The sequence below is a fragment of the Pseudomonas gingeri genome (assembly GCF_013386165.1).
Taxonomy (GTDB): Bacteria; Pseudomonadota; Gammaproteobacteria; order Pseudomonadales; family Pseudomonadaceae; genus Aquipseudomonas; species Aquipseudomonas gingeri_C.
Genome location: NZ_JACAOS010000035.1, coordinates 19,265 through 37,796, shown reverse-complemented (window position 1 = coordinate 37,796; position 18,532 = coordinate 19,265). Strand labels below are relative to the sequence as shown.

Genomic DNA, 18,532 nt, shown 5'->3' with positions numbered 1-18,532 from the left:
AATATTCTCCCATGCCTGAAACGTGTGGGAAATATGAGTTTTTTTGGAAGGTCATTTCCGTGCTGAAGTTAGGTCTCACCGCCTCCTGCGAGCCACTCGCTTCGAGTGATCTCCCAAACTTCCACCTCCATGGGGCCTGACACGAAGTGCCCGTCCCGCGTCTCTATCAGGCGCATGCCCTCATGTTGGGATACCTTGCGCGAGGCGTGGTTGGCAACGGCCTTGGGGACCTGCATTACTGGGCGCAATAATGTTTCGAACCAGTAGGCGTTGATGATTTTGCAGGCTTCGCGCATGTAGCCATTGCCCTGGTACTGCGGGGCGAGCCAGAAGCCTCTGTGGTTACCAGGTTGGTCATACAGGCTAATGCTGCCGATGCTGTGCTCAGGTCGCGATCGCCTGCGAATCATCCAATGCCACTCCCGTCCCGCAGCCATGGCAGGTAAGGCGACATCCCGAACGTAAACCATACCGCCGTCCTCCGGATAGGGCCAGGGGACTCGACTATCCAGATAGCGCACAACTTCCCACTGGGGGAAGAGTTGCTGCACCGCCGCCGCATCAGTCAGTTGCAGCGGCGTGAGTATTAGACGGCTGGTGAAGAGTGTCGGCTGGCCTTCCATCGCATGAATCCTTTGCAAGTGCTGTCCGGGGGAAACGCTACTCTCTCAGACCATTAGCTGAGTTGCAGACTGGCTGTTTCTGGCCGATTGCTGAACCTCGCAGTCGGTCAAAACGGAGCCTTTGCAGACAGAATACATCACATGAAAACCGGCGATTTCATGATTCAAATCCAAAAGGGGGACGTATTTATTTGCTCTCAATAAATACGTCCCGTTTTCACACCATACCCAACGCCTTGGAAACGTGGGCCGCTTTATTGGCTGACGACCTCAACCATTCTCAGGGCTGCCCGACGCTGACGATAGCTGATGGGAGGGAGATGCGCCCTCCAGCAAGGCATCCACCACTGCCCGCGCCACCTCCACCGAATGCAGCATGCCCCAGAACAACGCCCGTTCGACCGGGTTGGTGTGCAGGCTGATTTCGTCGCCATTGAGTTCCGCCGTTTCGAGCAGATTGGAAACGTAGACCAAGGCGTCCTGGGCACGTACCCCGGGTTGGATGGCGAATAGCGTGGGTTTGTAGGGGGCTTCAGGGATGACGGGGTTGGCGCTAGTGAATGCGAGGGTGTCGAGCAAACGGGGCGTGTTGGCCGGAGCTGGCTCGGATTCGTTGGACGGAGTGTCCGGGAGCTTACGCAGGTATGTCTCTTTATCCGCAGTGCTGAGGGCTTTGCAAACGACAGGCGGATCGGGGGTGATCTTCTTGACCATAGCGGCATTCCTATTCGAGTTCAGGAGTTCGCCACTTTCCGCGTTCAAACAAAAGGTGGCGGACCGTACGCAGGTTGAACGACCGGGAATAGGAACCGGCAGGCAGAAGCCTCCTGCGCACAGCCCGCCATAACGCGAGCGCAAAAATACCGCTTTCGCGGCGCTGTGCGCCTATTCATTTCCGGGCGTTCAAACCCGTGTCGCTGAATTTGCAGCGACACTTGAACAGTAGCCCTGACGTTTGGCGCACGCAATATTCTCCCACGCCTGAAACGCGTGGGAAATATGAGTTTTTTTGGAAGGCCATTTCGCGCATTAGTTGGGGAGGATTATAAGACGGGCTTCTCCGAACAGGACAAAATAACCTACAGGGAGCTAATCGCCCGCCAGGCGCTGCGATGCTCTCCCCCGCCCATTCACCCTAAGCAACGGCCCGCTCTATCGATAGCAGCCTTATATCCCTTCGTTTCTGCGTTTTTAGTCGAGGCGGTCGATGGCGCGTGCAAGATTTACGCGTGCCTGCTGCTCGAATGCATCGAAGTACGGTGCGGTCGTGTAGATGCGGCCGCGTGCTAGAAAACCCTCCAGGATCTGACGCCGCTTTCGGCGGTACACAGACAGAGGTATGTATCGATACTCGCGGCGGATTTGTTGATCGTACTCCTCGAACCGCTCGAACGATGCCCCAAGGATTGCCAGATCCGTATCCACCAGCACCGCTTCGTCTACCGACGCTGGGGCGCAGTCGTGTCGCGTCACCATGATCAGGTCATAAAGCCTGCGTCGCGTTTCATCGTCCAGGCAGCCATCACGTGCCACCTCGTCCAGCCATTGTGCACTGCGTAGCTCGTTATCAGTGCGAAGGGGGTCGTAGATCGCGTCGTGGAACCATAGCGCGAGGTCGACTTCGGCAGGGGCTTGGCAGGCAGCGTTGACGAGTAGGCGCACCTGGAGGCATTCAGCCAAATGCTGGCGGTTATGGTACGCGCGGTGAGGCTCGTCGTAGTGTCGAATGAGTTTTTCGTATGCCTCTCGCGACACACCTCTGACCCCAAGCTCCGTCCAGACGCGAACCCAGGCTGTAAAACCCATATCCTCAGACGCGTCGAGATCGCGATGTGCCCAGGCTCGGAATATGCTGCTTTCTTCTGACGGCCCCGTCATTACTCCTCCGCATCAATGTAGCGCTCCACCCAGGCGATCAGTGTCGGCGCGGCGAAGGCCGCCGGCAGCAGCGGTCGAGCCGTGGTAGAGAGGGTGAACGCCCCCTGGATGAAGCATGTGATGCCAGCCACGAATGAGTCGAGCCGCCGGGCGCGGCGACCGCGTTCGGCGAACCGCTGCCGGAGCAGCTTTTTCAGGAGCTTCATCTGCACCGCTAACGCCGCCTGGTACACCTCGCGTACGTCAGGATCGTGCGCTGACTGCTCCCCAATCATCACCCACGCCGCAACCGCATCAGGCTGCGCGTCCTGGCCGTAGGCAAGGTAGGCTGTGATGTAGGCTTGGAGCCTTTGCCCGGCCGTTTGGGCCGAGGCCGCCCGGGACTCGTATCGCTGATGGGCGTATTCGGCCAGAGAGTCGACCAGTGCCACCAAGATCTCGCGTTTGTCCCGGAAGTGGTAGTGCACCAGGCCGGCGGTGAGACCGGCGTGCCGGGCGATGGCCGCTATGGTTGCGCCTGCGTAGCCGGCCTTTGCCATGACGGCCTGCAATGCCGCCACGATCTGGCTGCGTCTTTCATCAGTGTTCGAGCGCCGTGCCATGTCATATTTCCAATGTTGGTCACGTGACCAGCTTAGCATTGACATTGACCTCGCGGCCTACTAGTTTTCCAAATATTGGTCACGAGACCAGCTTTGGAGGTTGCGATGAATTCCTTCGCTGAAAGACTGGTGGCGGGAGCCACTGCTTCGTCGACCTCGGTCGAGCTACCGCTGGGTGACTCGGTGCGGTGTGTCCTAGTCCACGGTTTTCTCTCGACAAGCGAGTGCGAGGCCTTGGTGGAAGCCACGGAGAAGTGCGGGTTCGCCAATGCAGGGTCTGACTATCCGTCCTCCTACCGCGACAATGACCGGATCGTGGCAGACGACCCCGCTCTGGCCGGGCGACTGTTCGAACGCTTGACGCACTGCGCCTCGCGAATGCCCAGGCTCGGTACGGTCCTCGATGAGGAAGGATGGCGTATGGTCGGCGTCAATGAGCGGCTGCGCTTTTGCCGCTATCGGCCCGGCACCCAGTTCCGCGCTCACCAGGACGGTGTACACCATCGCCAGAGCACACAGTCGCGCCTGACCTTCATGATTTATCTTAACGACGATGCATTCAGCGGCGGAGAGACGGTGTTCTTTGAGGGGCGGTCCGCAGCCATGTCGAACCGTGATTCCACGCTCAGACTGCGCCCCCGCAAGGGCAGCCTGATTGTATTCGACCACACGCTCTGGCACGCCGGAGCCCTAGTGGACGCTGGCCAAAAATACGTCATGCGCAGTGATCTGATGTACGAGCCACTGCGTTCCCCGCAAGTCGACGGTCCCTTCCAACCGGGCCACCGGGGATACGTATGGGCGCTTGCCGACCTTGGCGACATGGGTTTTGCAAGCGCTGGACGTGACGCAACCATCCGGCTTTGGGATCGCGAGGGCAGGAGTTTAGGTCAGTTTGACGGACATACACAGTCCATCTTGGGTCTGGTGGAATCTGCGCCTGGTGAGCTTGTTTCGCATTCGCGGGACCGCACGATCAGGCATTGGTCCCTGGCAACCGGGAAGTCAAAGGTGGTCGGCACATCGGATTCGGCCGTACTGTCCTCGGCAAGGTTAGGCTGTGGCCGCCTCGTCACCGGGGCAGCTGACGGTCGCGTGACGGTCTGGAATCTGGCGACAGGTGCCTCGGATCGGCGTCAGGCCCACGCCAGCTGGATCTGGGCGATCGCGCCTTTAGGTGATGGCAGCTTCGCCACCGCATCGGAGGATCGAACGGTTAGGTTGTGGCAGCCCGAGGGGTGGGACTGTGCGGATGTGATTGATCTGGGTCGCCCGCTGAGGACGCTAGCGAGTTGGATCGATACCGATGGTGGCGTTATCTTGGCCGCGGGTGACCTTGACGGCACGGTGCACCTATTGGCGTCTGTCCCGACACTGACGCGCATGGATTGCCTTGCCGCCCATGACGGGCCGGTCCGGCGTGTGCGATTCGAAGCCAGGCACGTGCTGCTGACGTGCGGCGAGGATGGATTCGTAAGCCGGTGGGATCTGCTATCACGGCAGGGTGATGTCATTGGGAAACACGAAAACTTTGCAACCGATGTTCTTCCAACCAATGGCTGTCGCTGGATTAGCTGTGGATATGATGGCCGGATAATTATGCATGGCGCCAAGATCTAGCATCCATGGCTCCGGTTTATGTACGACAGATCAGCTGGCATCGCAGCTTCCGGCTGCTTTGAACGGCATCTTAAAGGTAGTCTTGGTCACCATTACGAGCTTGTATACTGGTGGCACCTTGACCATCGCACGGATTCGATTACATGACCGAAACATCAACGCCGACAGGCCCCGACAATCAGGGCAGCAAGTTCCCTTGGGACGGTCAACCTGATTACCCCGCCTGCAATTTTGCGTTCGGCACTTTCATGCATAACCTTCGTACGCGCGTGACGGTCAATGGTCGCCTTCATGCCGAGACCTATTTGGCCGCAGCCGGCGTTATTGCGGGGTTTGCTGCACAGCAGGCATTGCTTGTGCGCGCGGTTTCGGAAAACGATTTGGTAACACTCAACCAGATATCTCCCATCATGACGAAAACGGGAGGATTTCTCCAAGGTAGGCCCCTCAGATGCGCCCTTCTTCCTGAGACTGAAGCCTTGCGCAACGAGCGGTTAGCATCAGTGGCAGCCAATGGCGCGATGATCGCTGGGTTAACCGTCGCGCAAACGCCGAAACTGGAGGACCGGTTTACTCATGTCATCAACTCAATTGGTAGTGAAATTGAGGGGATGCCGTCCTTGGGCAAGGAGCACTATCCCGGAATGCCACCGAAGCAATTGCTTAAAGCGCTCTGGCCCTTTGCATTAATGTGCCTGACTGGCGACGCTCCAGAGAGTGTCGTCGCAAGCAAACGTCTATGGCCCGCTCAATTGGGCCCGGCCAGCCACAAGTTTTGGCCTGCAATCACAGCCTATGTCGCAGGCAATGTGATCCATGAAGTCAAAGATGTACTTGAGCCTGCAAAAGGCTTGGTGATCGTGATGGAGTCAGCAATCTACGCGTCGATGCTTGATTGGAGGGATCCTTCCAAAATAGCGTAGTGGGGGGAGGTATTCGATCCAAGAGTTGCTTTCGGCCAATGCCTATCAGAGCCGGCTGGTCGCTATGGGGCGATTACAGCCGATCAACACCTAGCGCCCAGGTGGACACGCCACACCACTATTGTCGACCTTCTGTAAAATCGGGGACAGACCACGATTTTCAGAATTGGACGTAAACGTGGTCTGTCCCCAATTACCCAGGCGCGGCTTTACCGGGAGCGGGTCGATCGCGGCCTGACGGGCCTCCTGGGGATTGCACCCAGCACCTTGATATGGCCGGTTTTCAGTTGAGCACTTTGCAGGAGCCGCAGCACCCACAGAGTGCTGCGCCGCCGTCATTGCTGTTGGTGGCCGAGAAGCGGGAGTGAGCCACACCGGCTTCCTACTTGCCCGTCTCCTCAACGGCGCCCTTGCCCTGAAAGCCAAGCGAGTATTTCAAAGCCCGTTTCTGCTGGGTTTGAGAATCCGGCAAACCGATGGTTTCCGGGTTCGCAAAGCCGGTGGGGCTAGAGGGGTCCATGAAGTTGGCGCGGTTGATCGCATCAAACAGAAAACTGAAACCTTGTTTCAGCGTGCTCTGGGCGATGCCGTGACAACCCATGCAGCCGCCCATGGTCTGGCTTCCAGTGCTGTGATCATAATCCGGCACCTTGATGTTCTTCATCGTGCGCATATTGGTCAGGGTGGGGGTGTCCTGGGGAAATTTGTTGCCCCCACGAAACAGCTGAATCCCAGGCTGACTGCTTTCGACCAGGATATTGGCCAGGTAATAATCCGGGTCGATTTCAGTGCTCGACGGAATGGCCTGCACCCCTTTTAGCCGGTAGTGCTTCCAGACCGAATTGTTGAACGCGCTGCTGCCGTCCATGAGCTGCTTGACCTGGTTGTTGACCGCCGTGACTTCGGAATAGATGGTTTGCGGTTGCACGACACGGATCGGCCCGGCCTGCCCCTTGGGGATCCCATTCGTGCCGGAGTAGATGGGTGGAGTATGGGCCGAGTCCGCCACATCGCCCCTGGGCAGGGTAACCGTATGGGTGGTGTTGCCGTCAGAGAAGGTAGCGACCGGCGCTGAACCGTTATCCGGCAAGTAGGCAACCTTGTTGTAGTTGGCGATGTAGTAGAGCCCGGTCGGCGACTTGTCGGGCAAGGTCAGCGCATCCTCATGCTCGAATGTGGCGAATATGAAGGTCGGGTAGTTGGCCGTCTTATGGATGATATGCAAGGCGACCAGGGCATATTCTTCGTTGTGCGCCACCGGCGCCGCATCGTTGCCGTGATAGGTCACCACCGTCGCCGTATAGTAGCGCGCACGTTGCGCCACTGGAATGTCCGCCAACTTGCGCCATGCCGCCTTGACCTCCAGCGCGCCGTCGGGCAGAACGATATGCTCCGGGTAACTGCTCAGGCCTTGCGCATACGCGTAAATGACGGGATTGGCCTTGGCCTCGAACAGGATCTGGCTGTCGTTCGAAGGGGCATAGTTGCTCCCGTTCATTGCTGCTCGTGGCGGGTTGACCGGGAAAAATATCGCGTTTTGCCCTATTTGAGTCGCCTCATCCAGATTGTTGTAATGAGCAAAACTGGCGCCCGGCGCCAAAGGTATCCCCTTGGAGAACCCCGTATAGGTGTACTGCGGGTTTGAAGCAAACGGCCGCGTCGGGCCGCCTGCGGTGTTTTCCCCTACCGCCGGAAACAACTCGGTGCGATGGGCGAAGGTTTGCCACAACAAGGGGCTGGAAGATTGTGGCAGCTTACCCGAATCGGCAAAGCTGCTGCCGGGATTGCCGACGCCGCGGTTAGCGGGCAACGGTGTGTTGGCGGCATTGTTCAGTGCAATAAAGCTGCGCCAGGCGAAAGTGGCATAGTCGGTATGGCTAAGGCCCGTGGCCAGATCCGCGGGCAGTTGCGGGTTGTTCGTGGTTAAATCGTTTGCGGTGATGGCATAGGAAACGCCCAATCCCGATGGATAGGCCGAATTCCCAGGGAAGCGCTTGGAGAAATACGCATTCCAATGCAGCCCGTCATTTGAATAAAACGTATTGGAGCTGCTGCTGATAAACACGCGCTCGCCGATCATCGTTGCACTATTCAGGAAGCCCCTGGGCCCCTGGCTGTTAATACCCGTCAGCGCTTGCCTCGCCCCCCACTGGCCGGCCCGGTCGTAAGTACGGGCGAACATGGCGCCATTTTCAAACGCGTAATAAGTCCATAATTGACCGTTATAGACGACGGGGACCATCGTCAGAATGGGGTCGGCGCTTTCCTGAAACGCCAGATTTTCCCGACTCCACACAAGGCCGTCATCCGAGGTGACAGAGTAAACAGCCTTGCCTGCGTTTTCGCTATACAAGACAAAGAGTTTACCGTTATAAACAATAGGTTTGTTATTGAGGGCCGTATGGACCGTATTGATAGGCTTGACCGTGGACCAGACGACACCGTCCGCGGAATTGATGGTCTTCAAGCGGCCCTGGGGATCGGTAAACGTCAGTATCAGTTTTTGCTTGAATACGCTAACTGAGACATTACTGAAGATGCTATCCACATTGATAGTTTGTGGGAGAGACCAGCTTTTGCCCTCGGTTGAAGTAGAAAAATTTATATGTTTCTGATCATTATTATTGGACCAAAACATATAAAGCTTGCCCTTGAACGACTGCACCGAGGGTATATAAAACGCTTGGGGCCTGAAGGGGACCGTGCTCGTCGAAGAAGGCACACCGCTAGAGGCGTCCGGACGATCAAAAACATCGACCGTGATCCCCACACCTTGTTGCGGTGTGGCGATGATCACACTCTCCGCATACACCGACGAGACCGCCAGCACGCCACCCAGGCACAGCAACAATCGACCCAGCATTGCTTTGACGTTCATAGATTCGTTCCTTTGAATTAGCGGCTACTACAGGGTGCCGAGGCACCCTGATCGGCGTAGTTGTTCCCTGGCTGCCAGCGCTTGTTTTGCAACTCTACTTATCGGCCACGGCCTCTGCTGCTTTGGCCATGTTTTCGGCGGTAGCTTCGACCGAGTTGCCTGCGATGGTGTGCAGATAAAGCGTGGTGACGAACCCGGGGGCGGCCGACAGGGCCACATCGACTGGGGCACCTGCGTCGTCCGGCACCAACTTCCCGGTCATATCCTGCTCTTCGTTCAGCTCCTGCTCCACCCGCAGGTGATAGCGGGTAAATTGAAGAAACTGAGGGTCGGTGATCGCCACGGCCGCCAGTGGATCCCAAAAATACAGATATTTGCCGATACCGGGCGCGATGGTCGAGCTTTGCAGCACGTGGATGAGGAACTGAGCAACCGGGTTGGAAATACGGGAGAGTTGGCTCACGAAATGCTGGGTAATAGGGATAAAGTTACTGGCGTTCAGCGCAACCAACTGCACAGGGATACCGCCATCAAAGACATATTTGGCACCCAGCGCATCCAGGAAGATATTCCATTCGGCAACTTCGTTGGTGTAATAAGGTGCGTCACCCAGCGCATCAATAATATTACCGCCCGCCCCCGGCTGGACGTATTCCGGCAACAAATTCCCCCCCATCATCACGATGCGCTCTACTTTGCTGAGCAACAAGCGTTGCAACGCACTGTCGGTTTTAGCGTGCTGGAACAAATGCCCCCAGGTCGTACCACCGCCGATCATTAACACCGTAAATTTATGATCGGCCTTTTCCAAGGTTTCCTTTAAGAAAGCGAGCGCATCAGCTCGCGTAGGATTCGGGTTTTTCCGTGGAAACAGCGCGTCGTAATGGTGATCCGCTGCCTGGCGTGTTTCAAAGGGAAAGGTATTGCTGTACACCATGGGACGCTGAAGACCCGCCGCGACGGGGATGCGTTCTATCTCAGGGTCATTAAACAACGTGAGGAAATGGCTGACGTTTTCAACGCCGTGACTCAAGTGAACAGCGCCCACCCCCGTCACAGTGATACCTTCGACTTTTATCGCATGATGCTTGAGCAAATACGACATGGCCATGTAATCGTCGAAATCGACATCGGTATCGATGAGTACATGCGTGAGCGGTTGAACAGACATAATGTTAGCCTCCTGGCTAATGAAGAGTTTACATCCGATGTCAGGTATTACCGAACGATCCGGCTTTTGTAGGCGCAGGTCTAACAGTAGCGATTTGCAGCGTAGGCGGCCATTTGATATCTGTCTAGTGAGCTGAGCAGTTAATCCTGCTGCCCATTGATCACGCTATACAATGCGTCCAACGCGATAGGCTCGGCACCTGCATGCCCCCCAATGCCGCCCTTGCGGCGATCTAAAAGGATGGCACTTTCCTGAAAATGGCCTACTGCCCCTCAAACCAGATCATCAACCCATCCCTGGCCGCCCTTACTCCTCGGCCTCATCAGGGTTCACCCTCTCTACTTCAGGACAAATGTTGCCTTGAGCGGCATGACAACCGTACGCACGTTGTCTTTAAGCGTGATATCAACCGTCCAAACGCCCACCGGGTCACTTGGCTCTCCAACGAAACCGATCACAGGCGCCGCGAGGTAGAGGTTTTTCGGCGACCCTTGGATACGTCCTTGAAAGCAAACCGCGTCTCGCTGATTAGTCGACTCTGCCCCGTTCGGACTTGTGACTTTTAAGTCGCACGTGATGCTCACTTCGTGATCAGCGTTCAACCCTGGATTTGTAAAGAAAATAAGTGCAAAAACTTTTTCACCTGCGGTGATGCTTTTTGCTTCTTTAAATACTGGAGTGGTGTCGGCTGGCGTACTCCACTTCTCCTTCCAGTCGGGATCGGAGGTGATTGATAGCATGCCACCAAACTCTCCAATGCTTCGCCTGGATTCCGTGTCGGGGATTGGAACTCCGTTTGAGTCTCTCCAGAAGCCGCCGGCATATGCACTTGACCATGAAAGCGACATCACGATGAAAACCGTGAGCATTTGAAGGCTCACAAACCACTGACTGCAAGTAGACGATACACCTGGCGTAATGCTTCGCGCACTGTGAGTCTGATAGCGGTCCTTATTCACATACAACTCCTTGTGCCACCGCAATGCAGTGAAAAACCCCTTACACGCTCTGCCGACGCATGCTCAGCACCGCCGCCCCAAACCCAATAAAAGTCGACCCCACCACCCGGTTCAACCACTTGGAAAATACAGGACGGATCAGCAGGCCTTTGGCGCGAGAGGCCAGTGCGGCATACAGGCTCAAGGACGTCAGCGACAAGACCATGAAGATCGCCGTAAGGATTAGAAATTGCGGCAGCAGCGCGGCGCTTTGGTCGATGAACTGCGGGAACAGCGCGGTGAAAAACATCGTCGCCTTGGGATTGGTCGCGGCGGTCAGGAACGCCGACTTGTAGAGTTTGCGGCGTGACGGCCTGTTGTTTGCGGGCTGGCCTTGAGCATCGCTTGCCAGTACCGGGGCCTTTTTCAACAGCTGTTTGGCGCCCAGGTAGAACAGATAACCGGCACCGGCGATCTTCACCACGTTGAACATCCATTCGGAACTGGCCAGCAACGCCCCGAGCCCCAGCATGGCCGCTGCCGACAGGCAGAACAGGCCACTGGCATTACCGAGTGACGACCACAGCGTGGAACGCGGGCCGTAGGTGATGCTGTTGTTCAAGGCCATCAACGTCGCGGGGCCAGGGCTGGCAATGGCAATCCCAGCAACCAGGGTGAAGGCAAGCACCGAGTGAACATCCATTTTTCTGACTCGTCGGGGATTGAAGGACCGATCCTACAAGGGTATTCGGAATGTTTCACTCCCAATAACTCAACGCCTTTCCTGGCACACATCAATACCTTCGAGGTATTCAGCAATACTGACTCAATAGTAGGCACCCCAAACAAAAGACAGGACGAGGTGGCGCAAAATTCAAGGTGCGAACCTGGTCTTTTGTTGTGGGGAGTGCCAGACGAATTCCACAGCGGATTGCGCCTGGCCGTTCAAACTCAATTTACGGACATCTTCTCGGTAAGGTTCTGCTGCATGTAGGCGAGGAAACGCCGCTGAAAAAGCATGGTGTGCTCATGCGCTGCATTTTCAGCCTCATCGGCTTTACGAGCCGCGATGGCCTCGATTATTTCATCGTGGTCCCGCCCCAGGCGGGTAGATGTGCTGGCTGCGCTGATGATGTAGTCAAAATGCAGGTGCAAAAGGCGCTGGCCTTCCCCCAGCAGTTTTTCGTAATAACTAATGAAATAAGGGTTCTTTCCAGCTTCCGCGATTGCCATGTGGAAGGCCTTGTTGAGTTCCGACATGGCTTGGAAATCACCCGTGCCGACAGCATCGAGATAGGCGGCATCGGCTGCGCGAATGCGTGCCAGATCCTCTTCATTGCGCTGTAGCGCTGCCAACCGAGTCACCGCGCGCTGGATAAGGTCCAAAGCCGAGATGTAATTGGGAAACTCCTCGATCTCGAACGGAGTGACCAGCGTGGTCCGGTTAGGCAGGATCGTGACCAGCCCCTCGCTGATCAACCGCGCCAGCGCATCGCGCACCGGCGAGCGCGAGAGCCCGAACTGAGCCGCGAGGGACACTTCATCCAGCGGTGTGCCGGGCTTTAGTTTCAACGTCAGAATCTGCTTTCGCAGTTCTTCATAAATATAGCGCCCACCATGGCGTTTGGCTGTTCCATTGGTTTCTACGATGTCTTTGCTCATCAGGCAGCTCTCACTGGTGCGGTGCCGGACGGCAGGCCGAACCGCAACTTTATCATCTGCCGAGGGTCGGCTAAAAACCTTCGCCCCAGGTATCGCTCAGCATAAAGCCTTCACGCAAGGGATCATCTGGATCCACGCCGATTTGATGCAGACCGTAAACCCAGGCGCGCCCCGTTACCCTGGGAAGCACGGCGGTACGATCACCGACTTCGGTCAGGCCCAGCAGTTCGACCTTGAACTCCCCGCCGATGGTCGACCGGGAGGTCAGTTGATCGCCCGGCTGTACTAAACCCCGTGCAGCCAAGGTCGCGAGGTTGGCTGAGCTGCCCGTTCCGCAAGGCGAACGGTCTACACGGCCAGGCGGCAACGTGGTACAGGTTTGCCAGGTCTTGTCGTCAATACGATGACGAAACATGACGTATGCAACGTCATTTATTTCCTTGAACAACGGGTGCTGAACCCGGACCTGTTGGTTGATCAGCTTCCTCAGCCGCACCCCTTCCGTGGCAAGCTGGCGTGCATGCTCTGGCGCGATGCTCAAGCCAATCTGCTCGACATCGATCAATGCGTAATAAACACCGCCGAAGGCGATGTCGGCAGCAATTGATCCGTACTCCGAAGTGGCAATCGGCGCAGACAACTGCTCGACGAAAGACGGCACCATATCCAGGGACACACTCAAACAGCGTCCGTCCGAGCAGGTAGCCTGCGCCGTTACCAGGCCGGCCGGTGTGTCGAGCACCACCGTTGTGACCGGCTCCTGTATCGGCAAAATGCCCAGTTCAAGCAAGGCCGTCACAACACAGATGCAGTTGCTGCCTGACATCGGATGGGCCTTATCGGCCTGCAACACGATGAAGCCTGCATCCGCCTCAGGCCGAGTGGGCGGCAACAGCAGGTTGACGGACATTTGCAGGCAGCCACGTGGTTCCAGGACCACGAGCCGACGCAAACTGTCGTCGACCTCGTTGATGTAGTTCATCTTGTCGAGCATGGTCTTGCCGGGAATGTCGAGAACCCCACCGGTGATGACCTTGCCGATCTCGCCCTCGCAATGTACATCGGCCATTTGCAGCGTCTTTTTCCAGCGCATGTCAGCCTCCTTTACTTGATGTACCAGCCCCATGGCTGCTGACTGTCATAACGAGTGATTTGCTTGGTTTCCAGATAGTTATTCAAGCCCCACTCGCCCAGCTCACGGCCAATGCCGCTTTGCTTATATCCGCCCCAGGGTGCCTCGGTGAACGTAGGCTGGGAGCAGTTGATCCACACAATACCGGCCCGTAGCTTACGCGCGACACGCTCGGCCCTTTGCAAATCATTCGACATCACCGCTGCCGCAAGACCGAAGCGCGAGTCGTTGGCGCTGCGCAGAGCGTCGGCTTCGTCGTCGAATGGACGGACACAGACTACCGGGCCAAAGATCTCTTCCTTCCAGATCCAGCTGTCTTCAGGCACATCCGCAAAGATGGCCGGGGTCAGGAAGTAACCTTTATCCTGATTCTCTGGACGGGTGCCGCCATAAAGGAGTCGCGCGCCCTGCTCTGTTCCTTTGGCAATGGCCTCAAGCACCTTGTCGTACTGGCCACGACTGACCAGAGGACCCAGCAAAACACCGTCCTGCAGACCACTCCCGATTTTCAGGCTGCGGGTCTGCTCAATCAGTCGGGCCAATAGCGGCTCGTATAGAGCTCGCTGAACCAGGACACGGGAAGTGGCCGAGCAGACCTCGCCCTGGTTCCAGAAAATGCCGAACATGATCCACTCGACGGCGGCCTCAATATCGCTGTCGTCAAAGATGATGAATGGCGATTTCCCACCCAGTTCCAGACTGATGTTTTTGATGTCCCGGGCAGCCGCCTGCATGATCCGTGCGCCAGTGGGGACACTGCCCGTAAAAGCCAGCTTGTCGATACCAGGGTGCTCGCTCAAAGGTGCCCCAGCATCGGGCCCCAGGCCAGTGACCACGTTCAATACGCCAGCAGGCAGCCCTGCCTGATCGCAGATATCGGCCAGTTCCAGCGCGGTGAGTGGCGTAAGTTCCGAAGGTTTGAGGATCATGCAGCATCCGGCGGCCAGCGCTGGAGCGACTTTCCACGCGGCCATCAGCATCGGGAAATTCCAGGGAATGATCGCACCGGCAACCCCCACCGGCTCCTTGCGGGCCACAGAGCTGAAACGCTCATCTGACAGCCCAACGGGCTGCTCACGAATATCATCCAGATCTTCAGCCAGATCGGCATAGAAATCGAAACAGCCAGCGGTATCGCCAATGTCCCAGAGGGCCTCTGGCAAGGGCTTACCGTTATCACGCACTTCAAGTTCGGCGAGCACCTGTTGGCGGTCGCGAATGCCGGCCGCGATACGACGCAGCACTTCAGCGCGTTGCGCCCCACTCATGTGTGGCCAGGGACCGTCGTCGAACGCTCGACGAGCGGCTTTGACTGCAACATCAATGTCTTCAGCTGTCGCAGCAGCGACACGAGTAATCACTGATTCATTACTGGGGTCCAGGGTCTCGAAACTTCCGCCTTGCGCAGGCTTTACCCAGTGTCCGTCGATATAGAGCGAGTCGTAGGATTTCATGATTGATCTCAATTGAAAGCAAAGCGCTTGGCACTGAAAGGGGTCAGATCCTGGGCAGGTTTACGCCCGGCGACCATATCGCTGATGAGCCGCCCGGTTGTCGCGCCGAGGGTCAGGCCTAACTGCCCATGACCGAAGGCGAGGAAGACATTCTTCAAGCGCGCACTGCGATCAATGACCGGTTTGGTGTCCGGAAGAAATGGCCGGTAACCAACGCCATACTCGATGTCATCCAGCTTCAACTGGGGCAGGACCTTACGGGCTTTCTCCAGGATGATGTCGGCACGCTTGAAATTGGGCGCTGCGTTCGGGCCGGAAAACTCGATGGTTCCGCCAATTTGCAATCCGCGGGTCATCGGTGCGAAGCAAAAACCGCCATCGGCATAAATGACGGAATGGCGAACGTCGACACCTGAATGCGGCAGCAACACCTGATAGCCCGCAATACCCGTCAGCGGAACTTGACTGCCGGTCTGTTGAAAAAACTGCTTTGAACCAACGCCTGCGGCAATGACGACGTGGTCGGCCGGGTAACGGACACCTTTCACATCGGTCACACCGCTGGCGCGATCAGCGACTTCATCAATACTGTTGACCTGAGCCCGAACCCGTACCCCACCCTGATCAACAAAGCTCTGGGTCAACGCCGCGATAAACCCTTTGGTGTCGCTGACTGCTCGCCAATCTGGAAACAGCAGCCCGTGGCTGAACTTGCCTGCCAGTGCAGGCTCCAGGTCAGCAATAGCACGGCCATCCAGCACCTCGGACTTGAACCCGAGCTCGCGGCGCAACGCCATGTGTGGACCTTCCTGTTCCAGGCCAGCGGCGGTGTCGAACACTTCAATGATGGGTCTTTCACCCATCAGTGTCTGGTCAGGGCAAGCGGCCAGCAGAGGCGCATAGTCTTCATAGACATGGTGGGTAAGCGTGGCCATTTCGTTGGCTATTTCTTCGATACGCGAGTGTCTGGCACAGGCAACGAATCGAAGAAACCAGGGTAGGATTCCCGGCAGCGCACTTGGCCGAAATGCCAGAGGCCCCTTTTGGTCGAGTAACCACCCAGGCACCTTTTTGAGTATCCCAGGCTTGGATAATGGGATGACCTCACTCACCGCCATCTGCCCGCAACTCCACTTGGCGGTGCTGTCGCCAGGCGCCTCAGGATCGATCAGGGTGACCTGATAACCGTCGCGTTGGAGATACAGGGCACAACAAACACCGACAATACCGCCACCGATGACGACGGCGGTCTGACGCGGTCCCTGTGCCTGGAGGGGTGATTGCGTTAGGGTCATAAAATGTCTCTCTCTATAACGCACGATCTTCGAATATCCATTCACTCGGCAGAACCGCTTAGCCGCACCGGCCCGCGTGAGGCCGATGCGATCAAGGTATTACCCCTGGAGCTTTTCAAATTCGTTGCGGAATTCGGTTTTTTCTTCAGGTGTCAGCGGCAGCAGCGGCATGCGCGCAACACCCACATTGAACCCTGCCAGTTCACAGCCGTATTTCACTTTCTGAATAAATTTACCGCTCTCCAGATTATTCATCAGGGGGAACATCGAGCGAACGATATCCTGGGCCCCGGACAGATCACCGGTGGTGTATTTGTTGTAGAACGATACGATTTGCGGCGAAAGGAAGTTGGCAGGTGCGCAAATCCAGCTGGTCGCACCCCACAGGAAGAAATCCAACGCTTGGTCATCGGAGCCACAGGACAGATCGATCTTGCCCTTGTATTTCTCGCCGATTTCCACAGCACGCAGCAAGTTACCGGCGCTTTCCTTGATCGCGATGACGCGGTCGTGATCCTTGAGCGCATCGAGCACGCTGTAACCGACTTCAACGTTGGTACGCACCGGGTAGTTGTAGAGCACGACGTTGACATCGGGCACCGCTTCCAACAGTGCCTGGTAGTGACCTATCAGCTCATCCTGAGTAGGAATTGCATAGTAAGGCGGAGCGATCAACACGTTGTCGTAACCGCAGTCACGGGCCTGTTTGACCTGCTCGATAACCTCACGGGTACAAGAACCGTTGGCACCGGCAATCAAGGTGGCGCGGCCAGCCACCACTTCACGGACCGTCAACATCACCTTGCGGCGCTCGTCGTTGGTCAGTGCGTAGTACTCGCCGGTCGAGCCCAGCGGAACGATACCGCTGACACCTTGATCGAGTTGAAACTCGACCAACGAAGTCAGGACGTCGTAATCAATAGCACCGCTTGTGTCGAATGGGGTGACGATGGCGGGCATGATGCCTTTGAGTCGCAGCATGGAATTCTCCAATGTAGTGAGTTAATACGCGTAGCGTCTGAGCATCCGAGTTTCGATCACGCCGACCAGCCGGGTCAGAGGGAACGCAACAAGGAAATAGATCACGGCGACGGCCGTCAGGAACTCGACAGGCCGTGCAGTGCTGTTGGAAATGTTCTGCCCCACAAACATGAGGTCAGCGATGCCGACCGACGAGATCAGCGCGCTTTCCTTGAAAAGGCTGACGACGTTGGAGAGCAGTGGCGGAATGGCCCTCAACAGCGCTTGAGGGAAGATGACGTAGAGAACCTTGTTCCACTTCGCCACCCCCAGTGCCGTGCATGCGTCGTGCTGCTCGCTGGGAATGGATTTGAGCGCGCCGCGAAAAGTCTCACTGGTGATGGCCGTCATGTATAAGGTCAGCGCTATGACCACCGAAACATACGGCGGGGTCGATATGCCGAACACAACGGGCAGGCAGAAGAAAATCCAGAACAATTGAATCAGCAACGGCGTGCCACGAAACAGCTCCACATAAAGGCCCGTTGGCACGCGAACAAAGGCGCTCCTGGACAAACGCAGCAGGCTCAGCAAAAAACCCAGCACGCTGCCCAGCAAAGCGCAGCCCATGGTGAAGGCCAGGGTTAATGCCAGACCTTTGGCCAACACCTGCCAGTAAGAAAGGACCACCGTGAAATCGAGTTGCATGATGTGCTCCTTAGCGCGCGTGCGCGACGTCCTGACGGCGCTCAAGCCACTGCACCAATTGCGCGATAGGCAGCGACATGGCGAAGTAGATCAGGACAATCAACGAATAGGTTTCAAGCGGACGATAGGCCTCGGTAGCAATGCTCTTGCCGACGTACATCAGGTCCGCAACCGCTACGACGGCAACCAGCGCACTCTGCTGGAGAATGCCGATGCCATTGGTCATCAGTACGGGTAATGCACTGCGCATTGCCTGGGGTAAAACCACGTAAAGCGTGCGCTGCCAGGGACGCAAGCCCAGTGCGACGCAGGCATCAAGATGCTCGCGCGGTACGGCCTGTACGCCAGCCCGGTAGGCCTCTGCATTGAATGCGGTGAGGTTGAGTCCCAGTGCCAACACGCCCATGGTGATGGGGTCGATGAAGACATTGAAAAGCATCGGCACGCAGTAGAAGAACCAGACAATTTGCAGCAGTGCCGGGGTGCATCGAAAGAACTCGATAAAAAGCTGAGCGGGCCAACGAATGAAAAACCAGCGGCTCAACGTCAACAGACACAGGCCAAAGCCCAGTATCAGGCCTACTACGTTGGAGATCAGTGCGAGTTGCAAAGTGACTTTCAGGCCGTCGCCCAACGCGCCAAAATTGCCCGTGAGGAAGTGAAAATCGAATTGATAGTTCATGGCCGT

At 56.8% G+C, this 18,532-nt stretch carries 17 protein-coding genes and 1 pseudogene; 3 read left to right on the top strand and 15 right to left on the bottom strand.

Features of this window, described 5'->3' with window-relative positions; all coding sequences use genetic code 11:
- Positions 1 to 68: 68 nt before the first annotated feature.
- From HX866_RS33480 to HX866_RS33465, 4 genes are all read right to left on the bottom strand, one after another.
- Positions 69 to 623, bottom strand: coding sequence for a GNAT family N-acetyltransferase (locus tag HX866_RS33480; protein ID WP_177141261.1), 555 nt, complete (start codon positions 621 to 623; stop codon positions 69 to 71).
- A gap of 270 nt (positions 624 to 893) precedes the next feature.
- Positions 894 to 1,337 (bottom strand): hypothetical protein, encoded by a 444-nt coding sequence (locus HX866_RS33475; protein ID WP_177093730.1) that lies wholly within the window; start codon positions 1,335 to 1,337, stop codon positions 894 to 896.
- A 477-nt stretch (positions 1,338 to 1,814) separates the two neighbouring features.
- On the bottom strand, positions 1,815 to 2,501 hold the full coding sequence (locus HX866_RS33470) for an HD domain-containing protein (protein ID WP_177093729.1): 687 nt from the start codon (positions 2,499 to 2,501) through the stop codon (positions 1,815 to 1,817).
- Complete coding sequence (locus tag HX866_RS33465) at positions 2,501 to 3,103, bottom strand: TetR/AcrR family transcriptional regulator (protein WP_177093728.1); 603 nt, start codon at positions 3,101 to 3,103, stop codon at positions 2,501 to 2,503. Before HX866_RS33465 ends, HX866_RS33470 begins: the two co-directional genes overlap by 1 nt.
- 105 nt (positions 3,104 to 3,208) lie before the next feature.
- Between HX866_RS33465 and HX866_RS33460 the strand changes: the two genes are divergently transcribed.
- From HX866_RS33460 to HX866_RS34560, 3 genes and pseudogenes are all read left to right on the top strand, one after another.
- The gene (locus HX866_RS33460) at positions 3,209 to 4,723 is read left to right on the top strand and encodes a 2OG-Fe(II) oxygenase (RefSeq protein WP_177093727.1); all 1,515 of its coding nucleotides are present in this window, start codon (positions 3,209 to 3,211) and stop codon (positions 4,721 to 4,723) included.
- A gap of 143 nt (positions 4,724 to 4,866) precedes the next feature.
- Positions 4,867 to 5,646 (top strand): hypothetical protein, encoded by a 780-nt coding sequence (locus tag HX866_RS33455; protein ID WP_177141260.1) that lies wholly within the window; start codon positions 4,867 to 4,869, stop codon positions 5,644 to 5,646.
- A 266-nt stretch (positions 5,647 to 5,912) separates the two neighbouring features.
- Positions 5,913 to 6,014: pseudogene (locus HX866_RS34560) on the top strand (class I SAM-dependent methyltransferase); the annotation flags it as partial.
- 14 nt (positions 6,015 to 6,028) lie between these two features.
- Here the strand turns inward: HX866_RS34560 and HX866_RS33450 are convergent.
- The 11 genes from HX866_RS33450 to HX866_RS33400 form a co-directional block, all read right to left on the bottom strand.
- Positions 6,029 to 8,524: a sialidase family protein gene (locus HX866_RS33450; RefSeq protein ID WP_177141259.1), complete on the bottom strand. Its 2,496-nt coding sequence runs from the start codon at positions 8,522 to 8,524 to the stop codon at positions 6,029 to 6,031.
- A gap of 94 nt (positions 8,525 to 8,618) precedes the next feature.
- Positions 8,619 to 9,695: a nucleoside hydrolase gene (locus HX866_RS33445; protein WP_177141258.1), complete on the bottom strand. Its 1,077-nt coding sequence runs from the start codon at positions 9,693 to 9,695 to the stop codon at positions 8,619 to 8,621.
- A gap of 338 nt (positions 9,696 to 10,033) precedes the next feature.
- Complete coding sequence (locus HX866_RS33440) at positions 10,034 to 10,654, bottom strand: hypothetical protein (protein ID WP_177126708.1); 621 nt, start codon at positions 10,652 to 10,654, stop codon at positions 10,034 to 10,036.
- 40 nt (positions 10,655 to 10,694) lie between these two features.
- The gene (locus HX866_RS33435) at positions 10,695 to 11,336 is read right to left on the bottom strand and encodes a LysE family translocator (RefSeq protein WP_177100619.1); all 642 of its coding nucleotides are present in this window, start codon (positions 11,334 to 11,336) and stop codon (positions 10,695 to 10,697) included.
- A 248-nt stretch (positions 11,337 to 11,584) separates the two neighbouring features.
- Complete coding sequence (locus HX866_RS33430) at positions 11,585 to 12,295, bottom strand: GntR family transcriptional regulator (RefSeq protein ID WP_177093721.1); 711 nt, start codon at positions 12,293 to 12,295, stop codon at positions 11,585 to 11,587.
- A gap of 70 nt (positions 12,296 to 12,365) precedes the next feature.
- Entirely contained in the window at positions 12,366 to 13,388 is a 1,023-nt protein-coding gene (locus HX866_RS33425; RefSeq protein WP_177141257.1) for a proline racemase family protein, read from the bottom strand.
- 11 nt (positions 13,389 to 13,399) lie between these two features.
- The gene (locus HX866_RS33420) at positions 13,400 to 14,881 is read right to left on the bottom strand and encodes an aldehyde dehydrogenase family protein (protein ID WP_177100615.1); all 1,482 of its coding nucleotides are present in this window, start codon (positions 14,879 to 14,881) and stop codon (positions 13,400 to 13,402) included.
- 8 nt (positions 14,882 to 14,889) lie between these two features.
- Entirely contained in the window at positions 14,890 to 16,176 is a 1,287-nt protein-coding gene (locus HX866_RS33415; RefSeq protein ID WP_177141256.1) for an NAD(P)/FAD-dependent oxidoreductase, read from the bottom strand.
- 99 nt (positions 16,177 to 16,275) lie between these two features.
- Positions 16,276 to 17,157, bottom strand: a complete 882-nt coding sequence (locus HX866_RS33410; RefSeq protein WP_218179834.1) for a dihydrodipicolinate synthase family protein — start codon at positions 17,155 to 17,157, stop codon at positions 16,276 to 16,278.
- A gap of 21 nt (positions 17,158 to 17,178) precedes the next feature.
- The gene (locus HX866_RS33405; protein ID WP_177093717.1) at positions 17,179 to 17,844 is read right to left on the bottom strand and encodes an amino acid ABC transporter permease; all 666 of its coding nucleotides are present in this window, start codon (positions 17,842 to 17,844) and stop codon (positions 17,179 to 17,181) included.
- A 10-nt stretch (positions 17,845 to 17,854) separates the two neighbouring features.
- Entirely contained in the window at positions 17,855 to 18,526 is a 672-nt protein-coding gene (locus tag HX866_RS33400; protein WP_177141255.1) for an amino acid ABC transporter permease, read from the bottom strand.
- Positions 18,527 to 18,532: the final 6 nt, after the last annotated feature.